The organism is Bradyrhizobium sp. 17 (genome assembly GCF_023073515.1).
Classification (GTDB): Bacteria; Pseudomonadota; Alphaproteobacteria; order Rhizobiales; family Xanthobacteraceae; genus Bradyrhizobium; species Bradyrhizobium canariense_D.
Genome location: NZ_JADPJQ010000120.1, coordinates 138,871 through 157,384, shown reverse-complemented (window position 1 = coordinate 157,384; position 18,514 = coordinate 138,871). Strand labels below are relative to the sequence as shown.

Below are 18,514 nucleotides of genomic sequence, written 5' to 3'. Positions count from 1 at the left end.
CGGTCGGCTGACTTACGCCGGCGCGCGCTCTCTCTGCCCCGGGACTGCTGCGAGCAATTCGCGTGTATAGGCATGCTCGGGCGCGGCGAACAGCTGCGCGGTCGGCTTCAGCTCGACGATGACGCCGCGCTGCATCACGGCGATGCGGTCACAGATTTGCGCTGCGACTCGCAGGTCGTGGGTGATTAACAGCATCGAGAGGCCGAGGCGGGCCTTGAGGTCTTCGAGCAGCCTTAGGACCTGCGCCTGCACGGAGACGTCGAGCGCGGAGACGGCCTCGTCCGCGACGATGATCTCGGGCTCGAGCGCGAGCGCGCGCGCAATGCCGATGCGCTGGCGCTGGCCGCCGGAGAATTCATGCGGATAGCGTTCGAGCGCGCCGGCATCGAGCCCGACCATCTTGAGGAGATCGCGGGCGCGGTCGAACGCCACTTTCGGATCGGTGCCGGCCGCGATCGGGCCGTCGGCGATGATATGACCGACCTTGCGGCGCGGATTGAGCGAAGCGAACGGATCCTGGAAGATCATCTGGATGCGAGGGCGCTCGGCGCGTAGCGCCTTGCCCGCGAGCTTTGTGAGATCGGTCTCGCCGATCCGCACGGTGCCGCGGTCGGCCTCGATCAGCCGCATCACAAGGCGGGCCACCGACGATTTGCCAGAACCGGATTCGCCGACCAGGCCGAGCGTCTCGCCTTTGAGGATGTTGAAATTAACCCCGCGCGCGGCATCGACGCGGCGGTCCTCGCGAAACCAGCCGCCCGAGGTGACGTAGGTCTTGTCCAGTCCGATCACCTCGACCGCCTTGGCCTGGTCGTCCAGGGGGCTGCGGGCGGGTGGGTCCATCGAGGGCACGGCGGCGAGCAGCGCCTTGGTGTAGTCGTGTTGCGGCGCGTTGAAGACCGCCGAGGCGGGGCCTTCCTCGACCACCTTGCCATGGCGCAACACCACGACTTGGTCGGCGATGTCGGCGACCACGCCGAAATCATGGGTGATGAACATCACCGCCATGTTGCGATTGCGCTGGAGGTTGCGGATCAGTTTCAGGATCTGCGCTTGCGTGGTGACGTCGAGCGCGGTGGTCGGCTCGTCCGCGACCAGCACCGCCGGTTCGAGCGCGAGCGCCATCGCGATCATGGCGCGCTGGCGCTGGCCGCCGGAGAGCTGGTGCGGATAGGCGCGCACGATGCGCTCGGGGTCGGGGAGGCCGACTTCGCGCGCCAGCGATAGCGCCTTTGCGCGCCGCTCCCTCGGCGTGAGCAGCCCGTGCGCCTCGAACATCTCCGCCATCTGGTCGCCGATCCGCATCAACGGATTGAGCGCGGTCATCGGTTCCTGAAAGATCATCGCAAGCCGGCGGCCGCGCAGATCGCGCCAGCATTCGTCGTCGAGTTTGAGCAGGTCGCGTCCTTCGAACTGGATCTCGCCGGAGGTGACGGTGACCGTGTCCGGCAACAGGCCCATCAGCGCATGCGCGCACATCGACTTGCCGGAGCCGGATTCGCCGACCACGCAAACGATCTTGCCGGGCCGCAAATCGAGCGAGATGCCGTCGACCGCGAAGGGACGCTCGGCGCCCTTGGGCAATGCGATCCGCAGATTCTTGACGGAGACGGCGGGCGGTGCGGTCATGATCAGCGGCCCTCCCGCGACAGCCGCGGATTGAGCGCGTCGTTGAGGCCTTCGCCGATCAAATTGAGCCCGAGCACCGAGATCAGGATCGCGACGCCGGGAAACACGGTGATCCACCAGGCCTGGCGGATCACGGTGCGGCCGGCACCGACCATGTAGCCCCAGGAGATCAGATTGGGATCGCCGAGGCCGAGGAACGCCAGCGAGGATTCCAGCAGGATCGCGGTCGCCACCATCAGCGAAGCCAGCACGATCACCGGCGACAGCGTGTTCGGCAGGATTTCGCGCAGGATGATCCAGGTGTTGCTCTGGCCCGTGACCACCGCGGCCTGGACGTACTCCCGCGTGCGCAACGACAGCACCTCGCCGCGGACGAGGCGCGCGACCGGCGGCCAGCTTACCAGCGCGATCGAGGCGACGATCGAATAGATCGAGGGCTGCAGGATCGCGACCAGGACGATCGCGAGCGCAAAGCTCGGAATGGTTTGGAAGAACTCGGTGAAACGCATCAGGGCGTCGTCGACCCTGCCGCCGAAATAGCCGGCCATGGCGCCGATCGGAACGCCGACGACCAGCGCAACCAGGGTGGAGACCATGCCGACGAGCAGCGAGACGCGTGCGCCGAAGATCATGCCGGCGAACACGTCGCGGCCGAGTGCATCGGTGCCGAGCGGCACGGTCGCGAGCGTGAACGGCGGCAGGAACGGCCGCTGCACCATGCGCCAGGGCGAGTTCGGGAACAGCATCGGACCGAACAAGGCGACTGAGATCGCAAGGAGCAGGATGATGAGCCCGATGACGCCGCTCGGGCTCCTCAACATCGATTTCCAGAACTGTTTCATATGGAGAATTCGATGCGCGGGTCGACCAGGCGATAGACCAGGTCGGTGATGAGGTTGAAGATCAGGACAATGGCGGAGCAGATCACGAAGACCCCGAGCAGCAGATTGTAGTCGCGCTGGAGCAGGGCGTCGTACATCAGGCGTCCGATGCCGGGCCAGGCGAACACGGTCTCGGTGATGACGGCGCCGCCGATCAGGGTGCCGGAGTGGACTCCGGCGAGCGTCACGACGGGCAGTAGCGCGTTGCGCAGGACGTGGCGACGCTGGATCACGGCGTCGGACAGGCCTTTGGCGCGCGCGGTCTTGACGAAGTCGAGACGCTTCACTTCGAGCATCGAGGCTCGCGTCATGCGCGTATACGTCGCCATAAAAAACAGGCCGAGCGTCATCGCCGGCATAATCAGGTGCCTTGCGACGTCGACCACATGGGCAGGGCCGGAAAGGTTGGCGCCGACCGTCTCGTAGCCGAAGCTCGGCAGCCAATCCATGGTGACCGAGAACAGCAGGATGCTCATGAGCGCCACCCAGAAGATCGGCATGGCGTAAAAGATCAGCGCAAAGACGGTGATCGCGGTGTCGAGAAAGGTTCCGGCAAAGCGCGCGGCGAAGGTGCCGAAGAGAATGCCGAGCACGAGCGAGATCGCGAAGGCCGTCAGCGTCAGCAGCAATGTCGCCGGCAGCCGCTCGCCGATCAGCTTCGCGACCGGCGCCTGCTGGCGGAAGGAGAAGCCGAGGTCGAGGGTCACGATGCCCTTGACGTAGATGAAGAGCTGCTCGGGCAGCGGCTTGTCCAGGCCGAACTTCTCCCTGAGCTGCTGGACGAAGATCTGGTCGCTGGCGCCGGCCTCGCCCGCCATCACGACGGCGGGATCGCCGGGCGCGAGCCGGATCAGGAAGAAATTGAGGACGACGATCGCAAGCAGGACGATCACGCCCTTCGCGACACGCTGAGCGACAAAGGAGAGCATCTAGAGGATCATATCGGTGGTGTGACCTGGAGCGACAGAGACGGAGCGCCCACCTCTCCCCGCAAGCGGGGAGAGGTGACGGAGGTAGCCCTCACTTGTCGAGCCATGCATCCTTGAAGCCGTCGTTGACTCCGATCCCGGTGGTGATCAGGTTCTTGACCTTGCAGCGCATGATGGTCGGGAATTGCAGCTCGAGCATCCAGGCCACCGGCACGTCCTCGACCAGGATCTTCTGCGCCTTCTCGTAGATCTCCTTGCGCTTGGAGTCCGGCGTTGCCACCGCGCCCTCGGCGAACAGCTTGTCGATCTCAGCGTTGGAGTAACCCTCGACGTTGTTGAACACCTGGCCCTTGGCAATCGCGCTGGAGACGTAATTGCGGCCGACGCCGAGCGCGGGGTCGCCGTACTGGTAGAGGTAGGTGAAGGCGATGTCGTAGTCCCAGTCGCCGATCTTCTGGTTGCCGCCGGCGACGTCGGTGGCGATGGTCTCGATGTTCATGCCGACGTCCTGGAGGTTCTGCTTCACGGCTTCACCCCAGCGCTGCCAGGTCTCGCCATAGGCGAGCGGCAGAAGGCGGATCTTCTCGCCCTTGTAGCCGGCTTCCTTCAGCAGCGCCTTGGCCTTGGCGGGATCGTAAGGGTACTTCGGCACGTCGTCGGTGTAGTATTTGATGGTCGAGGCCGACGGGCCGGTTGCGACCTTGCCGAGCCCGTTCCAGATCACGTCCTTGGCGAACTCGCGGTCGATCGCAAACATGACCGCCTGCCGCACCCGCTTGTCGGCGAGCGGACCCTGCCGGTTGTTGAGCCACAGCCAGGCCAGCGGCGAGAAGAACTCCCAGCCGGCGCCGGTGACGCAGGTGTCCTTCAGCTTGGAGAGCCGGGGCACGTCGAAATTCTCGACCGAGCCGCCGGGCAGCACGTCGACCTTGCCGGTCTCATACGCCACCGAGCGCGCCGCGGCATCGGGAATGATCTGCCAGTAGATCTCGTCGAGATAGGGCTTGCCCTTCTCGTAATAGTTCGGGTTCTTGACCAGGCGGATGAAAGAGCCCTTCTGCCATTCCTTGAACATGAAGGGGCCGGTGCCGACAGGGGCGTTATTGTAGGGATTGGTCTTCCAGTCGGTGCCTTCATAAAGATGCTTGGGTACCATCGGCATTGAGCCGACCTCGAAGATGCCCAGGAACGGGCCGAACGGCTGCTTCAGCGTGAACACCACCGTGTAGTCGTCGGGAGCCTCGACCTTGTCGACCTGCGCCAGATTGTTGCGGGCACGCGCGTGGGTCTGTTTCAGCATCTCGAGCGAGAACAGCACGTCGGCGGCGGTGAAGGGCTTGCCGTCATGCCAGGTCACGCCCTTCCTGAGCTTGAATGTGTAGGTTTTTGCGTCCTCGCTGACACTCCAGCTCTCGGCGAGCTCGGCCTGCGGTTCGAGCTTGGGGCTGTAGCGAAGCAGGCCTTCGAAAATGTTGCCCGACACCATCTGCACCGGGCCGTTCTGGACCATCGCCAGCATCAGGCCGGGCGGCTCGGGCTGAATCACGGCATTGATCGCTCCACCCGCTTTCGGGTCTTGCGCCAGCGCCGGGGCCGCGAGACCGCAAGCCAGGAGGACACCAAGCAACACTCGTTTTGACATGTCGTATCTTTCTCAAGCGAGACCAGCCGCAAACGCTTCGCACGTCATGGCGCGCAAAGCTATGGCCGGCCCATCCCAGTCCCCATCCGGGATCGAGGCTCACACAGTCTCGTTCGGCGCCGCAAGATGAAAGTCTCGACAGTGTTCGCACAAAAAATGTACAGCGCGTCCTGTTATGGCGTTTGGCAGCCAATCCGGCGCCGCAGCGCCGCGCGATCCGTCCATCTGCGCCGCAAGCGCGACGCGGACCCGGCGTGAGGATCGTCTAGCGCAAGCCCGCCCGCCGGAATCCTTCCAGATAGTGCTCGCGGTCGGCCTCATTGGCCCATGGCAATTGCGTCGAAATCCAGTGCAGCGAGATGTTGGGCTGGGTGCGGCGGAGCTCGCCCAGCGCCATCTCCCCAAGCACGCCGTCTCCGGTCATGCCGGCAGAAACCGCGAGCACGCGGTAGGCGCCGGTAAGGTCGCCGCGATGACGGATTGCCTCGCGCGCGAGCGCGATGGCCTCGGCATAGCGCCGCTCGGTGAAGCGGGCATAGCCGGCGATGCCGTGATAGATCGCCAGGGATGGATCGCGCGGCGACAGCCGCATTGCCCTCTGCGCTGCCTCGAATGAATCCTTCGGCCGCCCGGCATAGGACAGCGCCAGTGCGTAATAGCCCTGCGCCAGCGAGAAGTTCGGATTGAGTGCGAGCGCCTGCTCGAACTCGGACAGTGCGTCGGCAAGTCTTCGCGTCGAGAAGTAGACGCTGCCGAGCGCGGCGTGCGCCCAGGCATCCTCATGGTCGCAGCGCACCGCGGCGAGCGCGGCGGCTTCCGCCGCTGGCGCCACCATGGCAAGCTCGGCCCAGCCGAGATGCACGCCGAACATGTGGTTCGCCGCGAGCACCGACAGCGCCTGGCCGTAGTTCGGGTCGATCCCCACCGCGCGTTCTAGCAGCGCCCGTGCGGTCTCGTGATCCCGCCGCGTCACGCGCCAGTAATGCGACAGCGCCCGCATCAGTAGATCCCAGGCATCCAGGCTCGCGGGGGGCTTGCGATGGGCGCGAAAACTTTCCGCCGCATGGATCTGCGGCTCGATCGCCGCAGCGATCGCATTCGTGATCTCGTCCTGCACGGCGAACACGTCGACCAGCTCGCGGTCGTAGCGCTCGGCCCAGAGATGGCTGCCCGTCGTGGCGTCGTTGAGCTGCGCGGTGATGCGCACCCGGTTGTCCGACTTGCGCACGCTGCCTTCGACGACGTAGCGGACGCCCAGTTCCTCGGCAATCTGCCGGATGTGGACCGCGCGTCCCTTGTAGGTAAAGGACGAGTTGCGGGCGATCACCATGAACCAGCGCTGCTTCGACAGCGCGGTGAGGATGTCCTCGCTGATGCCGTCGCCGAAATAGTCCTGTGCGGGATCGCCGCTCATGTTCTCGAAAGCGAGCACCGCGACCGCCGGACGGTCCGTCAGGACGCGCGGCAGGGCAGCGACGGGCTGCGCGGGCGCAGTCGTGGCTGCCACTTCTTCCCGGACTTCGCCGACGAAACGAAAACCCTTGCGCGGAATGGTCTTGATCAGCCGCTGGCTTGCGCCATCGTCGCCGAGCGCCTTGCGGGCGGCGTTGATCCGGCTGTTCAGGGCGGAATCCGAGATGATCCGATCGCTCCAGATCTGGCTGATCAGGTCATCCTTGCTGACCACACGCGTGCGCTGCGCCACCAGATAGAGCAGGAGATCGAACACCTGCGGCTGCAACGGCACAGCGGCTCCGCTGCAAGTGAGTTCCCGCAGGTCGCCGTCGAGCACGTTGTTTTCAAAGCAAAATCGCACGTTTTTGTCGTCTCAAGCAAAAATCAAAGTCGTCTCAGGCGAAAATCAACCGTCCGCGAAAGTCTTGGGACCTCCGGTGCGGCATGGTGCAGCGACCAATGAAGTGCCGGCGTTTTGGCACAACGGAGCTGTTTATGACCCAAATTGATCATCAGGTTCATCCTATCGGCCCGGTTGCGGGCTCACGCATTTTCAAGTTCATCGCCTTTCTGTACGGAATTGCGGCGTATCTCGTGTTTTTCATCACCATTCTCTACGCCATCGGTTTCGTCATGGGGCTGGTGGTGCCGAAGACCATCGATACCGGGACCGACACGCCCGTGGCCGAGGCCATCATCATCAATCTGCTCCTGATGGCCCTGTTTGCGGTCCAGCACAGCGTAATGGCGCGCCGGCAATTCAAGGCCTGGTGGACGCAGTACGTCCCCAAGCCGGTCGAGCGCAGCACCTATGTGCTGTTTGCGAGCCTGTCATTGCTCCTCCTGTTCTGGCAGTGGCGTCCGCTGCCCACGGTCATATGGGACGTCGCGAATCCGGATATCGCTGTGACGATCGTCACGCTGTCGCTGGCGGGCTGGGTCCTGGTGTTCACCTCGACCTTCATCATCAATCACTTCGAGCTGTTCGGCTTGCATCAGGTGACCAATCATCTCGTCGGCAAGGAGGCGTCGCCGCCGCGATTCAAGACGCCGCTGCTCTACAAGTTTGTCCGTCATCCGATCTATCTCGGCTTCATCATCGCGTTCTGGGCGGCGCCGGTCATGACCGCGGGCCATCTGCTGTTCGCCGCCGTGACCACGGCCTACATCTTCGTCGGCATCGCGCTGGAGGAGCACGACCTCGTCGATCTCTTCGGCGACGAGTACCGGCAGTACAAACAACGGGTGTCGATGCTTATTCCCTGGCGCAAGTCGGTATAGCTTGCGCGTCGTTCCGTCGCGTCCGCCGAAAGGAGGATGCGCGGCGGCGCCGAGGCGCGTAACGGATCGTGCCGGACGCAACCTTCAACGTTTCTCGGGGTGAATCCCCCTCACCCCGACGCTATCAGTGCGAGCAAAGCTCGTCGCGACCCCGCATTCGTTTTTGCCGAGTTCTCGGCAAACAGGAGCGGGGGGAGGAATCTAAACCATCATCAACGGAGACGACCTAATGAAACATGTTGGAAACTGCTTCTGTGGCGCAGTCACGATCGAGGTCACAGGTGCACCGGAGGCGATGGGCTATTGCCATTGCAGCTCGTGCCGCTCGTGGTCGGGCGGTCCGGTGAACGCCTTCAGCCTGTGGAAGCCCGAAGCCGTGCGCATCAGCGAAGGTGCAGAGAATGTCGAGACCTTTGCGAAGACGCCGCTCAGCCAGCGCAAATATTGCAAGAAGTGCGGCGGTCATCTCATGACCAACCATCCGCCGCTCGGCCTGATCGACGTCTTCACTGCCACCATCCCCACCCTCGCGTTTGCACCAGGCGTCCACGTCAATTACGCCGAGACGGTGCTGCCAATGCGCGACGGACTGCCCAAGCTCAAGGATTTCCCGGCCGAATTCGGCGGCAGCGGCGAGATGATGCAGGAGTAGCGGCGCCCTTCTCCTCTCCCGCAAGCGGGAGACGAGAAATTAGCTACCTCATCCCCGCGCGCCGCAATCCCTCGAGATAATGCTCGCGATCCTCGTCCCGCAGCATCGGCAGCTCGCGTGTGATCCAGGCCAGCGAGATGCCGGGCTGGGCGCGGCGCAAGCCTTCCAAGGCGGAAGCCGCGCGCGCGGAATCCCCTGACATACCGGCGGCGGCCGTCAGCACGCGATGCGCGCCGACGAAATCGGCGCGCTGCCGCATCGACTCGCGCGCCATCTGTGCGGCGCCTTCGTAATCGCGGCCGATGAACCGGGCATAGGCCGCGACGCCGCAATAGATTGCTGCGAGCGGGTCGCGCGGGCTCAGCCGCAGCGCGCGGCGCGCCGCGACATCGCCGTTCTGCCATCGTCCCGCGTAGCACAGCGTCACGCCATAGAAGGCGTGCGCCATCGCAAAGTTCGGATTGAGGTTCAGCGCCAGTTCGAACTCCGCCAGCGCGTCGTCGAAGCGGCGGCGGAATAGATAAGCATACGCCAGACCATGATGAGCCCAGGCATCTTCGCGATCGGCCTCCACCGCCGCGAGCGCGGCGCGCTCGGCGACCGGCACGGTCGGGGCCATGTCGGACCAGCCCATATGCGCGCCGAAGATGTGGCTGGTTGCGAGCAGGCCGAGTGCCTTGCCATAGGCGGGATCGAGCGCGACGGCCTCTTCGAGCAGTCCTTGCGCGGCGGCATTGTCCTCGCGGGTGATGCGCCAGTAATGCGACAATGCGCGCATCACAAGGTCCCAGGCATCCAGGCTTCCCGGCGGCTTCTGCTGGGCGCGAAAACTCTCGGCGGTATAGAGCTGCGGCTCGATCGCGGCGACGATCGCCTCGGTGATCTCGTCCTGCACCGCGAAGATGTCGGCAAGCTCGCGGTCGTAGCGTTCGGCCCAGAGATGGCTGCCGGTCGAGACGTCGTTGAGCTGCGCGGAGATACGCACGCGATCGCCGCTCCGCCGCACGCTGCCTTCGAGCACGTAGCGCACGCCGAGCTCGCGCGCGACCTCGTTCATGTGCACCGCGCGGCCCTTGTAGACGAAGGAGGAGTTGCGCGCGATGACGAAGAACCAGCGCAGCTTCGACAGCGCGGTGATGATGTCCTCGCTGATTCCGTCCGAGAAATAATCCTGCTCGCGGTCGCCGCTCATGTTGGTGAAGGGCAGCACCGCGATCGCGGGGCGGTCCGGTAGCGGCAGCGGGGCCCGTAGAAGCTTCGCTTCGAAATCGGATTCCGGCGCGGTTGCCCCACGCTTGGTTTCGACGTCGCCGACGAAACGAAAACCCTTGCGTGAGATGGTGCGGATCAGCGCCTGGCTCGCGCCGCTGTCTCCGACCGCCTTGCGTGCCGCATTGATCCGGCTGGTCAGCGTGGATTCGGAGACGCTGCGCCCGTGCCAGATCTTGTCGATCAGCTCGTCCTTGCTGACCACCCGATCGCGGTTCTCCATGAGGTGGACGACGAGATCGAAGACCTGTGGCTCCACGGCAACGGGAACCTGCTCGCGGCTCAGCTCGCGCAAGTCGGTATCGAGCAGGTGATCCCGGAACAGAAACTGCACGTCGAAAACTCAGACCTCAAGGCAACATCGGGCAATAATGAAAGCAAAACGGATTTCGGCTGATGTCTGTGAGTCCGCCGAGGGGCCTGCCCGGTTCACCACGATCGCGTGATGGCAGGCATGCAGTTTACGGGGAGGAATGCAACCTGGATTAGAATAAAGCCGTTTCGGCCGGATTGTCGCGATTTCCTCACGTCGTTGCGAGCAATCCAGCCTGCCGCCGCGGAGCCAGCGTGGATTGCTTCGTCGCAAGGGCTCCTCGCAATGACGGTGTTGAGGCAATGGCGTGCGGCAGCTGCCGACGTTGTCCTGGCCTTCGCGACGGCATCGAATGTGTGACGAATAGTGAATGTCCATTGCCGAACAGTTCCGTGTGCGTAAGCTGCCCTCACACAAAACACCAACCACGAAGAAACGCCCATGCCCGCTTTTCATGCCTCGACCACCGTGCTCGATTCCATGCTGTTCCGCGATGCCTTCGGCACGCCGCAGGTGCGGGAGGTGTTTTCCGATATCGCGACGGTCGCGCGCTATGCCGAGGTCGAGGTGGCACTGGCGAAGGCGGAAGCGAGATGCGGAGTGATTCCGCAGGACGCGGCCGATCAGATCGCCGCGCGGACCGATGTTGCCGCGCTGGATTTCGACCTGTTGCGGCAGGAGACCGATGTCGTCGGCTATCCGATCCTGCCGCTGGTGCATCAGATGGTGAAGCAATGCGGCGATGCCGGCCGCTATGTGCATTGGGGTGCGACCACGCAGGACATCATGGACACCGCCGTGGTGTTGCAACTGCGCGCAGGGCTTGAGATCGTCGAACGGGACATCGCGGGCTTGCGCAAGATCCTCGCCGATCTATCGAGGCGCTACCGCGACACGCCGATGGCGGGCCGCACCCATCTCCAGCAGGCGCTGCCGGTCACCTTCGGCTACAAGACCGCGATCTGGCTCGCGATGTTCGACCGCCACGCCGAGCGGATCAGTGAGTTGAAGCCGCGCGTCCTGGTCGGTCAGTTCGCCGGTGCCGCCGGCACGCTGGCCTCGCTCGGCGACAAGGGGTTCGAGGTGCAGGAAGCGCTCTGCGCCGAACTGAGGCTCGGCGTCCCCGCTTCGACCTGGCACGTCGCACGCGACGGTTTTGCCGAGGCCGTGAATTTCCTGGCGCTGGTCACCGGCTCGCTCGGCAAGATCGCGCTCGACATCATGATCATGGCCTCGACCGAATTCGCCGAGGTCTATGAGCCCTTTGTCAAGGGACGCGGCGCTTCCTCGACCATGCCGCAGAAGCGCAACCCGATCTCCTCGGAACTCATGCTCGCGGCGTCCAAGGCGGTGCGCCAGCATGCCGGCCTCATGCTGGATGCCATGGTGCAGGATTTCGAGCGCGCCACCGGGCCCTGGCACGCCGAATGGATGGCGATCCCCGAGAGCTTCGTGCTGACCGCCGGCGCGTTGCACCAGGCGAAATTCGCGCTCGCCGGCCTCATCGTGGATGAAAGCAAGATGAACGAGAATCTCGCCGTCAGCCGCGGTCTGATCGTGGCCGAAGCCGTCATGATGGGGCTTGCGCCGCAGATCGGACGGCAGGAGGCCCATGACGTGGTCTATGATGCCTGCCGGCTCGCCAATGAGAAAGGTCTTACGCTGGCGGACGCGCTGTCTTCCGACGCCCGCGTCTCTGTCAGAATCGACCGTGCCACGATCGAGGCGCTGACATCACCGAAAAATTACCTCGGCCTTGCTCCCGCCATGGTCGACCGGGTGCTGAAATCGGCAACGCGTTGAAAACCAAAATGCGCGAAACTGCGTATCTTTGGGGTGTCGCAAGGCACTCGCGCACTTGTGTCTCGCGATGCTAGACTTAAATTGAGCAAGAGACGTTCGGCAGAGGACCCGGCATGACTGATCAACGCATCACCTCCACTCCCATCGATCCCGTGAAGCTCGACCGGCTGGCCGAGGTGGCGGTGAAGGTGGGCCTGGGCTTGCGGCCGGGCCAGGATCTGCTCTTGACGGCACCTGCGATCGCGTTGCCGCTGGTGCGGCGGATTGCCGTGCATGCCTACAAGGCCGGCGCCGGCATCGTGACGCCCATTCTCTCCGACGAAGAGATGACGCTGGCGCGCTACCGCCACGGCCACGACGACAGCTTCGATCGCGCCGCCAACTGGCTCTACGAGGGCATGGCCAAGGCGTTCTCCAACAACACCGCCCGTCTCGCCATCGTCGGCGACAATCCGATGCTGCTGTCGGGCGAAGATGCTTCCAAGGTCGCGCGCGCCAGCAAGGCCAATTCCATGGCCTATCAGCCGGCGCTGGAAAAGATCGTCAATTTCGATACCAACTGGAACATCATTGCGTATCCAAGCCCATCCTGGGCAAAGCAAGTCTTTCCGAACGATCCTGAAGAGGTCGCGATCGGCAAGCTCGCGGACGCGATCTTCGCGGCGTCCCGCGTCGATCGCGACGACGCGCCGGCCAATTGGGCGAGCCACAATGCGGTGCTGCGCGAGCGCACCAACTGGCTCAACGGCCAGCGTTTCCGCGCGCTCCAGTACTCGGGACCGGGCACTGACCTCACCATCGGGCTCGCCGACGGCCATGAATGGGAAGGCGGCGCTTCGCTCTCCAAGAACGGCATCAGCTGCAACGCCAATATCCCGACCGAAGAGGTCTTCACCACGCCGCATTGCCGGCGCGTCTACGGCCATGTCGTGAGCTCGAAGCCGCTGTCCTACCAGGGCACGCTGATCGACAAGATCGCGGTGCGTTTCGAGGACGGCAGGATCGTCGATGCGAAGGCTTCGCGCGGCGAGGAGGTACTGAACAAGGTGCTCGATACCGACGAGGGCGCGCGCCGTCTCGGCGAGGTGGCCCTGGTGCCGCATTCCTCGCCGATCTCGCAGAGCGGACTGTTGTTCTACAACACGCTGTTCGACGAGAACGCTGCCTCGCACATCGCGCTTGGCCAGTGCTACTCGAAGTGCTTCGTCAACGGCGCGCAGCTCACGCCGCAGCAGATCGCCGCGCAAGGCGGCAACCAGAGCCTGATCCATATCGACTGGATGATCGGCTCGGCCGAGACCGACATCGACGGCATTCTCGCCGACGGCAGCAAAGTGCCGGTGTTTCGCAAGGGCGAATGGGCGAAGTAACTACGCAGCCGGGTTGCGCAGCATCGGGCTGTTGTCGATGCTGAAGCGGTTGAACAACGTCGTGAACGGGCTGCCGTCGGTGGCCCGCACGACGGCGTCGGAGGCCGCCACCGCATCGTAGAGCGCACCGACCGGATCATTCGCCTCGGGCAGGTCGAGGCCCCTGCGGATTTGCTCGGGGGCCTCGTTGACGTCGTCCTCGTCGTCGAGTGTCGCCTCGAGCGCATCCGCCGCCCGAAGCATCTCATGGAGGTCACCGCCGATCTGCCCGGGGCTTTCGATGCCGTCAACGGTGAACCAGGGCTCCTCTTCGGTTGCGAAGGAGACATCGAGGCTGCCGAGCCAGGCGACGACCTCGCCATGAGCTTTGAGAACCTCCGGGGTGAGGGGCATCGGCATGGCTCCTTCAGATGCTTCGCGCACTTTGTCGCACCCCGGAAAAGAAGGGTTCATGTGCTCGAAATTGCAGGGAAATTGCGACGTTAACCGTTTCGCGTCTGCAACTTGCGGCTGATTGTCGGGCCCTGCGTAAGAAAGAATTAAAAATCGGCTACTAGCGTTCCCGCCATCTTTGAACAATCCGGGCCGAGATCCGGGCAGGTCATATTTTATCCCCCGAGGAAACAGATGTCGCGCACATTGATTGAAATCAGTCATTGCAATGTAGATCTCGAGCTGCGGCCGATCGAGCCGTCCTGGATTATCGAAGGCAATCCGGTGTCGCGCTCGCACATCCTGTCCACCAGCGCCGACGGCACCGCTTCGACCATCATCTGGGCCTGCACCGAAGGGCGCTTCAACTGGTACTACGATATCGACGAGACGATCATGATCATGGAAGGATCGATCGTGCTCGAAAGCGACGGCATGCCGCCGAAGCGCTACGGCCCGGGCGACGTCATCTTCTTCCGCGACGGCGCGCATGCCAAATGGCATGTCGAAGGCCACGTCAAGAAGATCGCCTTCTGCCGCAAGACCAATCCCGTGATGATCGGCTTCCTGATCCGCGTCGTCAACAAGCTCAAGAAGATCTTCGTCGCCACCGGCGAGCGCCGTCCGGCCTCGCTGATGGGCGCAAATTAGAGTTCAAACAGTTCAAGGACGCTTCCCAGCGGTCACGACGGAACAGGGGCCGGGATCAACATCCCGGCCCCTGTTCTCGTCATGGTGCCAATCCCTTTAAGGCAAATCGAGCCGGTAGAAATTGCTCGCGGTCTGCGAGAACAACGCCGTCTTCTCGGTCTCGCTCAGGGGCGCCGCGATACGCTTGAACGTGTTGAAGATCACCTGGTAGCTGCACTGGCCCTTGTCCGGCGGGAAGTTGCTCTCGAACATCGCGCGCTCGGGTCCAAACGCCTCGATGCAGGTTTCGATGTAAGGCCGCCACGCCGCGGCAAGCTCCTTGGATGATGGCGGACTCGCGCGCAAATGGAAGTCGTAGCCGAGCAGGCACATCGCGAGCCCGCCGAGCTTCACCACCACGTTCTCGCATTTGGCGATCTCCCGGATCGAGGCGCGCCATTGCGGAAACACCTCCTCGCGTCGCCCCGCAAAGCGGCCGATTCCGGCCGGGCCGCCGCAATGGTCGAGCACGATCCTGGTGTCGGGAAATGCGCGGGCGAGCTCGGTCAGCTCGCCGATTTGCGGATGGAACAGCCGAGCGTCGAAGCTCAGGTTGAGCGGCGCGAGGCAGGCAAAGCCCTTGCGGAAGGTCGGGTCCTGCAGCAATCCCTGCGGCCGGCTCGCATACATGCCGGCGACAGCAGGATCCTGGTCCCAGGCCGAGGAATGCCGGATGCCGCGGAAGCGACCGTTGCCCGCCGCGATCTCGGCCTCCAACACGGGTTGTGCGGCATCGCCGAGCAGCAGATTGACGTGGCTGACGATGCCGGCGCAAATCGCGGCCTTGCCGTAACCGCCGCTGGCGCTCATCGCGGCGACGCCATTGGCGAACTCGACTTCGCCCACCGGCCGGAACGCCTCCGGCCCGTGCGCGCGATACATCGAGCGGCAATCGACATAGACGGTGGCGATGACGTTGTGGCCGGAGGCGATATCTGCCGCCATCTCCTCGATCAGATAGCGGTGCCCGCGATTCCAGAGATGGTGATGGGGATCGACGATCGGCCGTGAGGGATCGATGATCTCCTCCTGATGCAGCGCGAGCCAGTCCTCGCGCGGCTCGACGAATAGCCCGCTCGTGTTGGCGGGCAAACCGCTTGCAGCCATCGGCGTGCGCTCCCTTGATGTATGCTTCTTGTTTTGGGAGCCTAGCACCTCGTCCTCGCATGCACCAACGCGCGTTGCGCAATCGCGCCCGTCATCGCGGTACAGCGGCGCCGGCGTCAACCCTTGCGCCGCTTCGCCCTCACATCGACCACCAGCCGCCAATCGGTTGCGGTGGCCGGCTTGACCTCGCCGAGCCAGTGGAAGAAATCCTCGGTGACTTCCGTAAAACTCCAGCGCGTCAGGTCGCCAGCTTCGGTCGTGCCTTCCTGCACGATGTCGGCATCGCGTGGACGGCCGATCTGCTGGCGGAATATGCAGCGGCCGGGATCGAACCATGAAATCCGCCAGGCATCGATGGTCGGATCGTAGACCCGCAGCGTCGTGCCGTACCAATTGCCGGCGATCGGCAAGGCCGGGCTGCCGGCCGGGCGCGGAATGATCCAGACGTCTTGCACGGCGCGGCCCTCCAGCACCCAGCCGAAATGGATTTCGCCGGGCGCGGTGTGTTTCGTTCCATCGGGTCCATGGGCGGTGATCTCGGCGTCCCAATCGCCGACGAAGCGGCCATAAAGCTGGAGTGCCGCCGCGTGCTGGGGGTTCGGTCCGTCCGCGTGCAATAATCTCGCAAAGTCGGTCATGTCGATCTCCCTTTGCGGGAGATCAGCACGACCGGCCGGCAGCCGACTTGGAGAAAATTGCGTCACACCCCGTCGAGGATGATCACCGTCGGCTTCGACGGCAACGCATCTCGGGACATCCGGAAACTTCGTTCCATGCGCCGGTCGATCTCGAACTGCTGGCCGATGCGTTGCATGAAATCGTCGAGCGGGGTGGCGAAGCGGTGCATCGGCAGCACCACCGAGGCGCGCAGCCGCTTGGTGATCTCGGAGACGCCGTCGAGCGACATGGTGTAGGTGCCGTCGATCGGCACCATCACGATGTCGAGCCGCCCGATCTGGGCGAAGTGGCTGTCATCGAGCTTGTGGTGAAGATGGCCGAGATGGCCGATGCAGAGGCCCGCCACCTCGAAGATGAAGATGGAGTTGCCGTCACGGATCATGTCGGCGCCGGCATCGTCGCCGAAATAGCGACGGATGTCGGTCGTGACGTTGCGGATGAAGGTGTCGCCGATGCGCTCCGACACGATGGCCGGCTTGCCGTCCTCGCCCCAGCCATGCAGCACACGAGGAATGCGCTTGTCGGGATATAAAGAGTAGTGCGTGCTGTGGGCCCGGTTCATGGTGACGACATCGGGCAGCCGGCCCACCTGGTAGGCCCCGCTATAGTCGGTGGCGATGCGTAAGCCGCCGGGCGTGTCGATGAAATAGGTGGAATGGCCGGCATAGGTGATCTCGACCTCGGGCGCAGCCGCCGCCTGCCTGAACGCGACCGACATGAGGCGCGGCGCAGCATTCGCCATCGCCAAGCATTCGCTGCGCTGCGACTGCTGGGCGATGGCAGGTGAGAGGAATGCGCCGAACAGCGCCAGAGCGGCCGAAACCAGTCGTCGCATGAATTCATCCCCGATGACTTCAGGGGAAAGTCTAGCTTGCAATGCAGCGCGTGGCCAACAGCGCGCGATCAACAGCGCGTCAGTGTCGCACCGTCACGCCGCCCTATGATTCGCGCCTTTACTACTCCCGCCGCGGGCTGAACTTCCAGGTGAGGGCGACGAGGCTCGCGGTGATCAGGCTGCTGACGAGGCCGACGATGGGCAGCGTGAGCACCAGCGCGGCGCTGGCAGCCCAGCCGATCGAGGAGAACGCCTCGGCAAAGGTCGCAAGCCGCGACGAGGTCTGGCGGCGGCGGAATTGGCTGCGCCGGGCTTGCACCTGGAACCAGAGCTGGATTGCGGTGGCGGAGGCCGCACTGACGATGACCGCACCGGCGCTGACCGCGGCCTGGAACGCCGAGGCGAAAGCGAGCGCCGCGATCAGCGGGCAGAAGATGACGCCGATCGCGATCAGCACCACCTCTATCTTGGCGCGGATGACGCTGGACGGCGGCAATGGCGCGGTCGCAACCAGGTCGGGCGCGTCCTCGCCCGAGAGCGTCAGCCAGGCAAGCCCGCCGGCGAGTTGTCCCGCCGCCATGACGATGACGGGCGTGATCAGCGTCAGCGCCGCGGAGCTGTCGGCAAAGTTGCGCCAGAGCAGCAATGCCGGCGGCACCAGATAGAGCAGCTGCATCAGCGTCTGCGAGATCAGCCAGGGATCGCGCCAGAGCAGCGAAAATTCCTTGCGCCGTAGGGCATGCTGCCGCGATCCGCCGCGGAACGGGCGCTCCTTCGCGCTGCGACGGCCGGACGCGCCATAGGCGGCGGCATCGATCGCCGTGTCCGCAAAGCGGCCCGAGAAGATCGCCATGACGCCTCCGAGCAGCACGAGGCCGAGCGCCAGGAGCAGCAGCAGCGCTTCGGCATCCCCCATCGCCGCCCGCGCCGGCCACCACCAGATGCTGTCGGCATCGGGCGCGTAAGCGGCCAAGCTACCCGAGGTCAGGATGGTGAAGCGCGACAGCGTGCCGTAGGACATGATCGCCGCCACCTGGAGCGCGATCACGAAGCCGGCGCCGATGATGGCGGCGAGGATCTGGGCGACGAACCGTGTCCGCGCCGGACCGATCAGGCGGAACAGCAGGATGGTGACGGCGATCGCGATCGCTGCGGCCGACAGGCCCATCGCGACGACGACGCCGAACGCTGCAAGCCAGCGCGCGCCGCCCCCGAACACCAGCACGTCGATGAAGGGTGTCGAGAACAGCAGCGCCATCACCGTGATGGCGAGCGCGATCGCGGCGATGCGCACCGAGAACAGATTGGCCAGCGTCGCGGGTGAGGACATGATGAGGTCGAGATCGGCGCGTGCGTAGAACACCCGCGTCACCGATTCGATCGCCTGTGACAGCATCAGCGTCCAGGCCAGAAAAATTGTCGCCGAAATCACGATCAGCGAGGATTTGTCGAGCGGCAATTGCAGGTCGGCGAAGCGGCCGATCACCGCCCAGGCCGGGACGTGCAGCAGCGCCGCGAAGAACAGCAGGCCGATCACCGCGGCACGCG

General features: G+C 64.3%; 16 protein-coding genes. 5 read left to right on the top strand and 11 right to left on the bottom strand.

All coding sequences use genetic code 11. The annotated features are described in order from the left end of the window. Window positions 1–12 precede the first annotated feature (12 nt). From IVB13_RS29830 to IVB13_RS29810, 5 genes are all read right to left on the bottom strand, one after another. Window positions 13–1,629: an ABC transporter ATP-binding protein gene (locus tag IVB13_RS29830; RefSeq protein ID WP_247296259.1), complete on the bottom strand. Its 1,617-nt coding sequence runs from the start codon at window positions 1,627–1,629 to the stop codon at window positions 13–15. Window positions 1,630–1,631: 2 nt separating this feature from the next. Then, on the bottom strand, window positions 1,632–2,471 hold the full coding sequence (locus IVB13_RS29825; RefSeq protein ID WP_018458168.1) for an ABC transporter permease: 840 nt from the start codon (window positions 2,469–2,471) through the stop codon (window positions 1,632–1,634). After that, window positions 2,468–3,439, bottom strand: a complete 972-nt coding sequence (locus IVB13_RS29820; RefSeq protein WP_018458169.1) for an ABC transporter permease — start codon at window positions 3,437–3,439, stop codon at window positions 2,468–2,470. Before IVB13_RS29820 ends, IVB13_RS29825 begins: the two co-directional genes overlap by 4 nt. Before the next feature lie 91 nt (window positions 3,440–3,530). After that, window positions 3,531–5,081 carry an ABC transporter substrate-binding protein gene (locus IVB13_RS29815; RefSeq protein ID WP_026233516.1) on the bottom strand — a complete coding sequence of 517 codons (1,551 nt, stop codon included), beginning with the start codon at window positions 5,079–5,081 and terminating at the stop codon, window positions 3,531–3,533. 265 nt (window positions 5,082–5,346) lie between these two features. Next, the gene (locus IVB13_RS29810) at window positions 5,347–6,897 is read right to left on the bottom strand and encodes a winged helix-turn-helix domain-containing tetratricopeptide repeat protein (protein WP_026233517.1); all 1,551 of its coding nucleotides are present in this window, start codon (window positions 6,895–6,897) and stop codon (window positions 5,347–5,349) included. Window positions 6,898–7,031: 134 nt separating this feature from the next. Here IVB13_RS29810 and mddA point away from each other — a divergent pair, with 134 nt between their 5' ends. Further along, entirely contained in the window at window positions 7,032–7,817 is a 786-nt protein-coding gene (mddA, locus tag IVB13_RS29805) for a methanethiol S-methyltransferase (RefSeq protein WP_018458172.1), read from the top strand. A 229-nt stretch (window positions 7,818–8,046) separates the two neighbouring features. Continuing rightward, on the top strand, window positions 8,047–8,469 hold the full coding sequence (locus tag IVB13_RS29800; protein WP_026233518.1) for a GFA family protein: 423 nt from the start codon (window positions 8,047–8,049) through the stop codon (window positions 8,467–8,469). A gap of 43 nt (window positions 8,470–8,512) precedes the next feature. Here the strand turns inward: IVB13_RS29800 and IVB13_RS29795 are convergent, their stop codons facing one another. Further along, window positions 8,513–10,072 (bottom strand): winged helix-turn-helix domain-containing protein, encoded by a 1,560-nt coding sequence (locus IVB13_RS29795; RefSeq protein WP_018458174.1) that lies wholly within the window; start codon window positions 10,070–10,072, stop codon window positions 8,513–8,515. A gap of 420 nt (window positions 10,073–10,492) precedes the next feature. Between IVB13_RS29795 and IVB13_RS29790 the strand changes: the two genes are divergently transcribed. Further along, window positions 10,493–11,854: an adenylosuccinate lyase family protein gene (locus IVB13_RS29790; protein WP_018458176.1), complete on the top strand. Its 1,362-nt coding sequence runs from the start codon at window positions 10,493–10,495 to the stop codon at window positions 11,852–11,854. Between the two features lie 113 nt (window positions 11,855–11,967). Next, entirely contained in the window at window positions 11,968–13,224 is a 1,257-nt protein-coding gene (locus IVB13_RS29785; RefSeq protein WP_018458177.1) for an aminopeptidase, read from the top strand. Here the strand turns inward: IVB13_RS29785 and IVB13_RS29780 are convergent, their stop codons facing one another. Next, window positions 13,225–13,617: a hypothetical protein gene (locus IVB13_RS29780; RefSeq protein WP_026233519.1), complete on the bottom strand. Its 393-nt coding sequence runs from the start codon at window positions 13,615–13,617 to the stop codon at window positions 13,225–13,227. 234 nt (window positions 13,618–13,851) lie between these two features. Between IVB13_RS29780 and IVB13_RS29775 the strand changes: the two genes are divergently transcribed. Beyond that, window positions 13,852–14,307, top strand: coding sequence for a cupin domain-containing protein (locus tag IVB13_RS29775; protein ID WP_018458179.1), 456 nt, complete (start codon window positions 13,852–13,854; stop codon window positions 14,305–14,307). A gap of 96 nt (window positions 14,308–14,403) precedes the next feature. Here IVB13_RS29775 and IVB13_RS29770 read toward each other — a convergent pair whose 3' ends face one another. The 4 genes from IVB13_RS29770 to IVB13_RS29755 all read right to left on the bottom strand — a co-directional run. Further along, entirely contained in the window at window positions 14,404–15,453 is a 1,050-nt protein-coding gene (locus IVB13_RS29770) for an amidohydrolase family protein (RefSeq protein ID WP_018458180.1), read from the bottom strand. A gap of 116 nt (window positions 15,454–15,569) precedes the next feature. Continuing rightward, on the bottom strand, window positions 15,570–16,091 hold the full coding sequence (locus tag IVB13_RS29765; protein ID WP_018458181.1) for a hypothetical protein: 522 nt from the start codon (window positions 16,089–16,091) through the stop codon (window positions 15,570–15,572). 62 nt (window positions 16,092–16,153) lie between these two features. Further along, window positions 16,154–16,966 carry an MBL fold metallo-hydrolase gene (locus IVB13_RS29760; RefSeq protein ID WP_018458182.1) on the bottom strand — a complete coding sequence of 271 codons (813 nt, stop codon included), beginning with the start codon at window positions 16,964–16,966 and terminating at the stop codon, window positions 16,154–16,156. A gap of 121 nt (window positions 16,967–17,087) precedes the next feature. Next, on the bottom strand, window positions 17,088–18,514 hold a 1,427-nt coding region (locus IVB13_RS29755), incomplete at its 5' end, for a permease (RefSeq protein ID WP_247491049.1).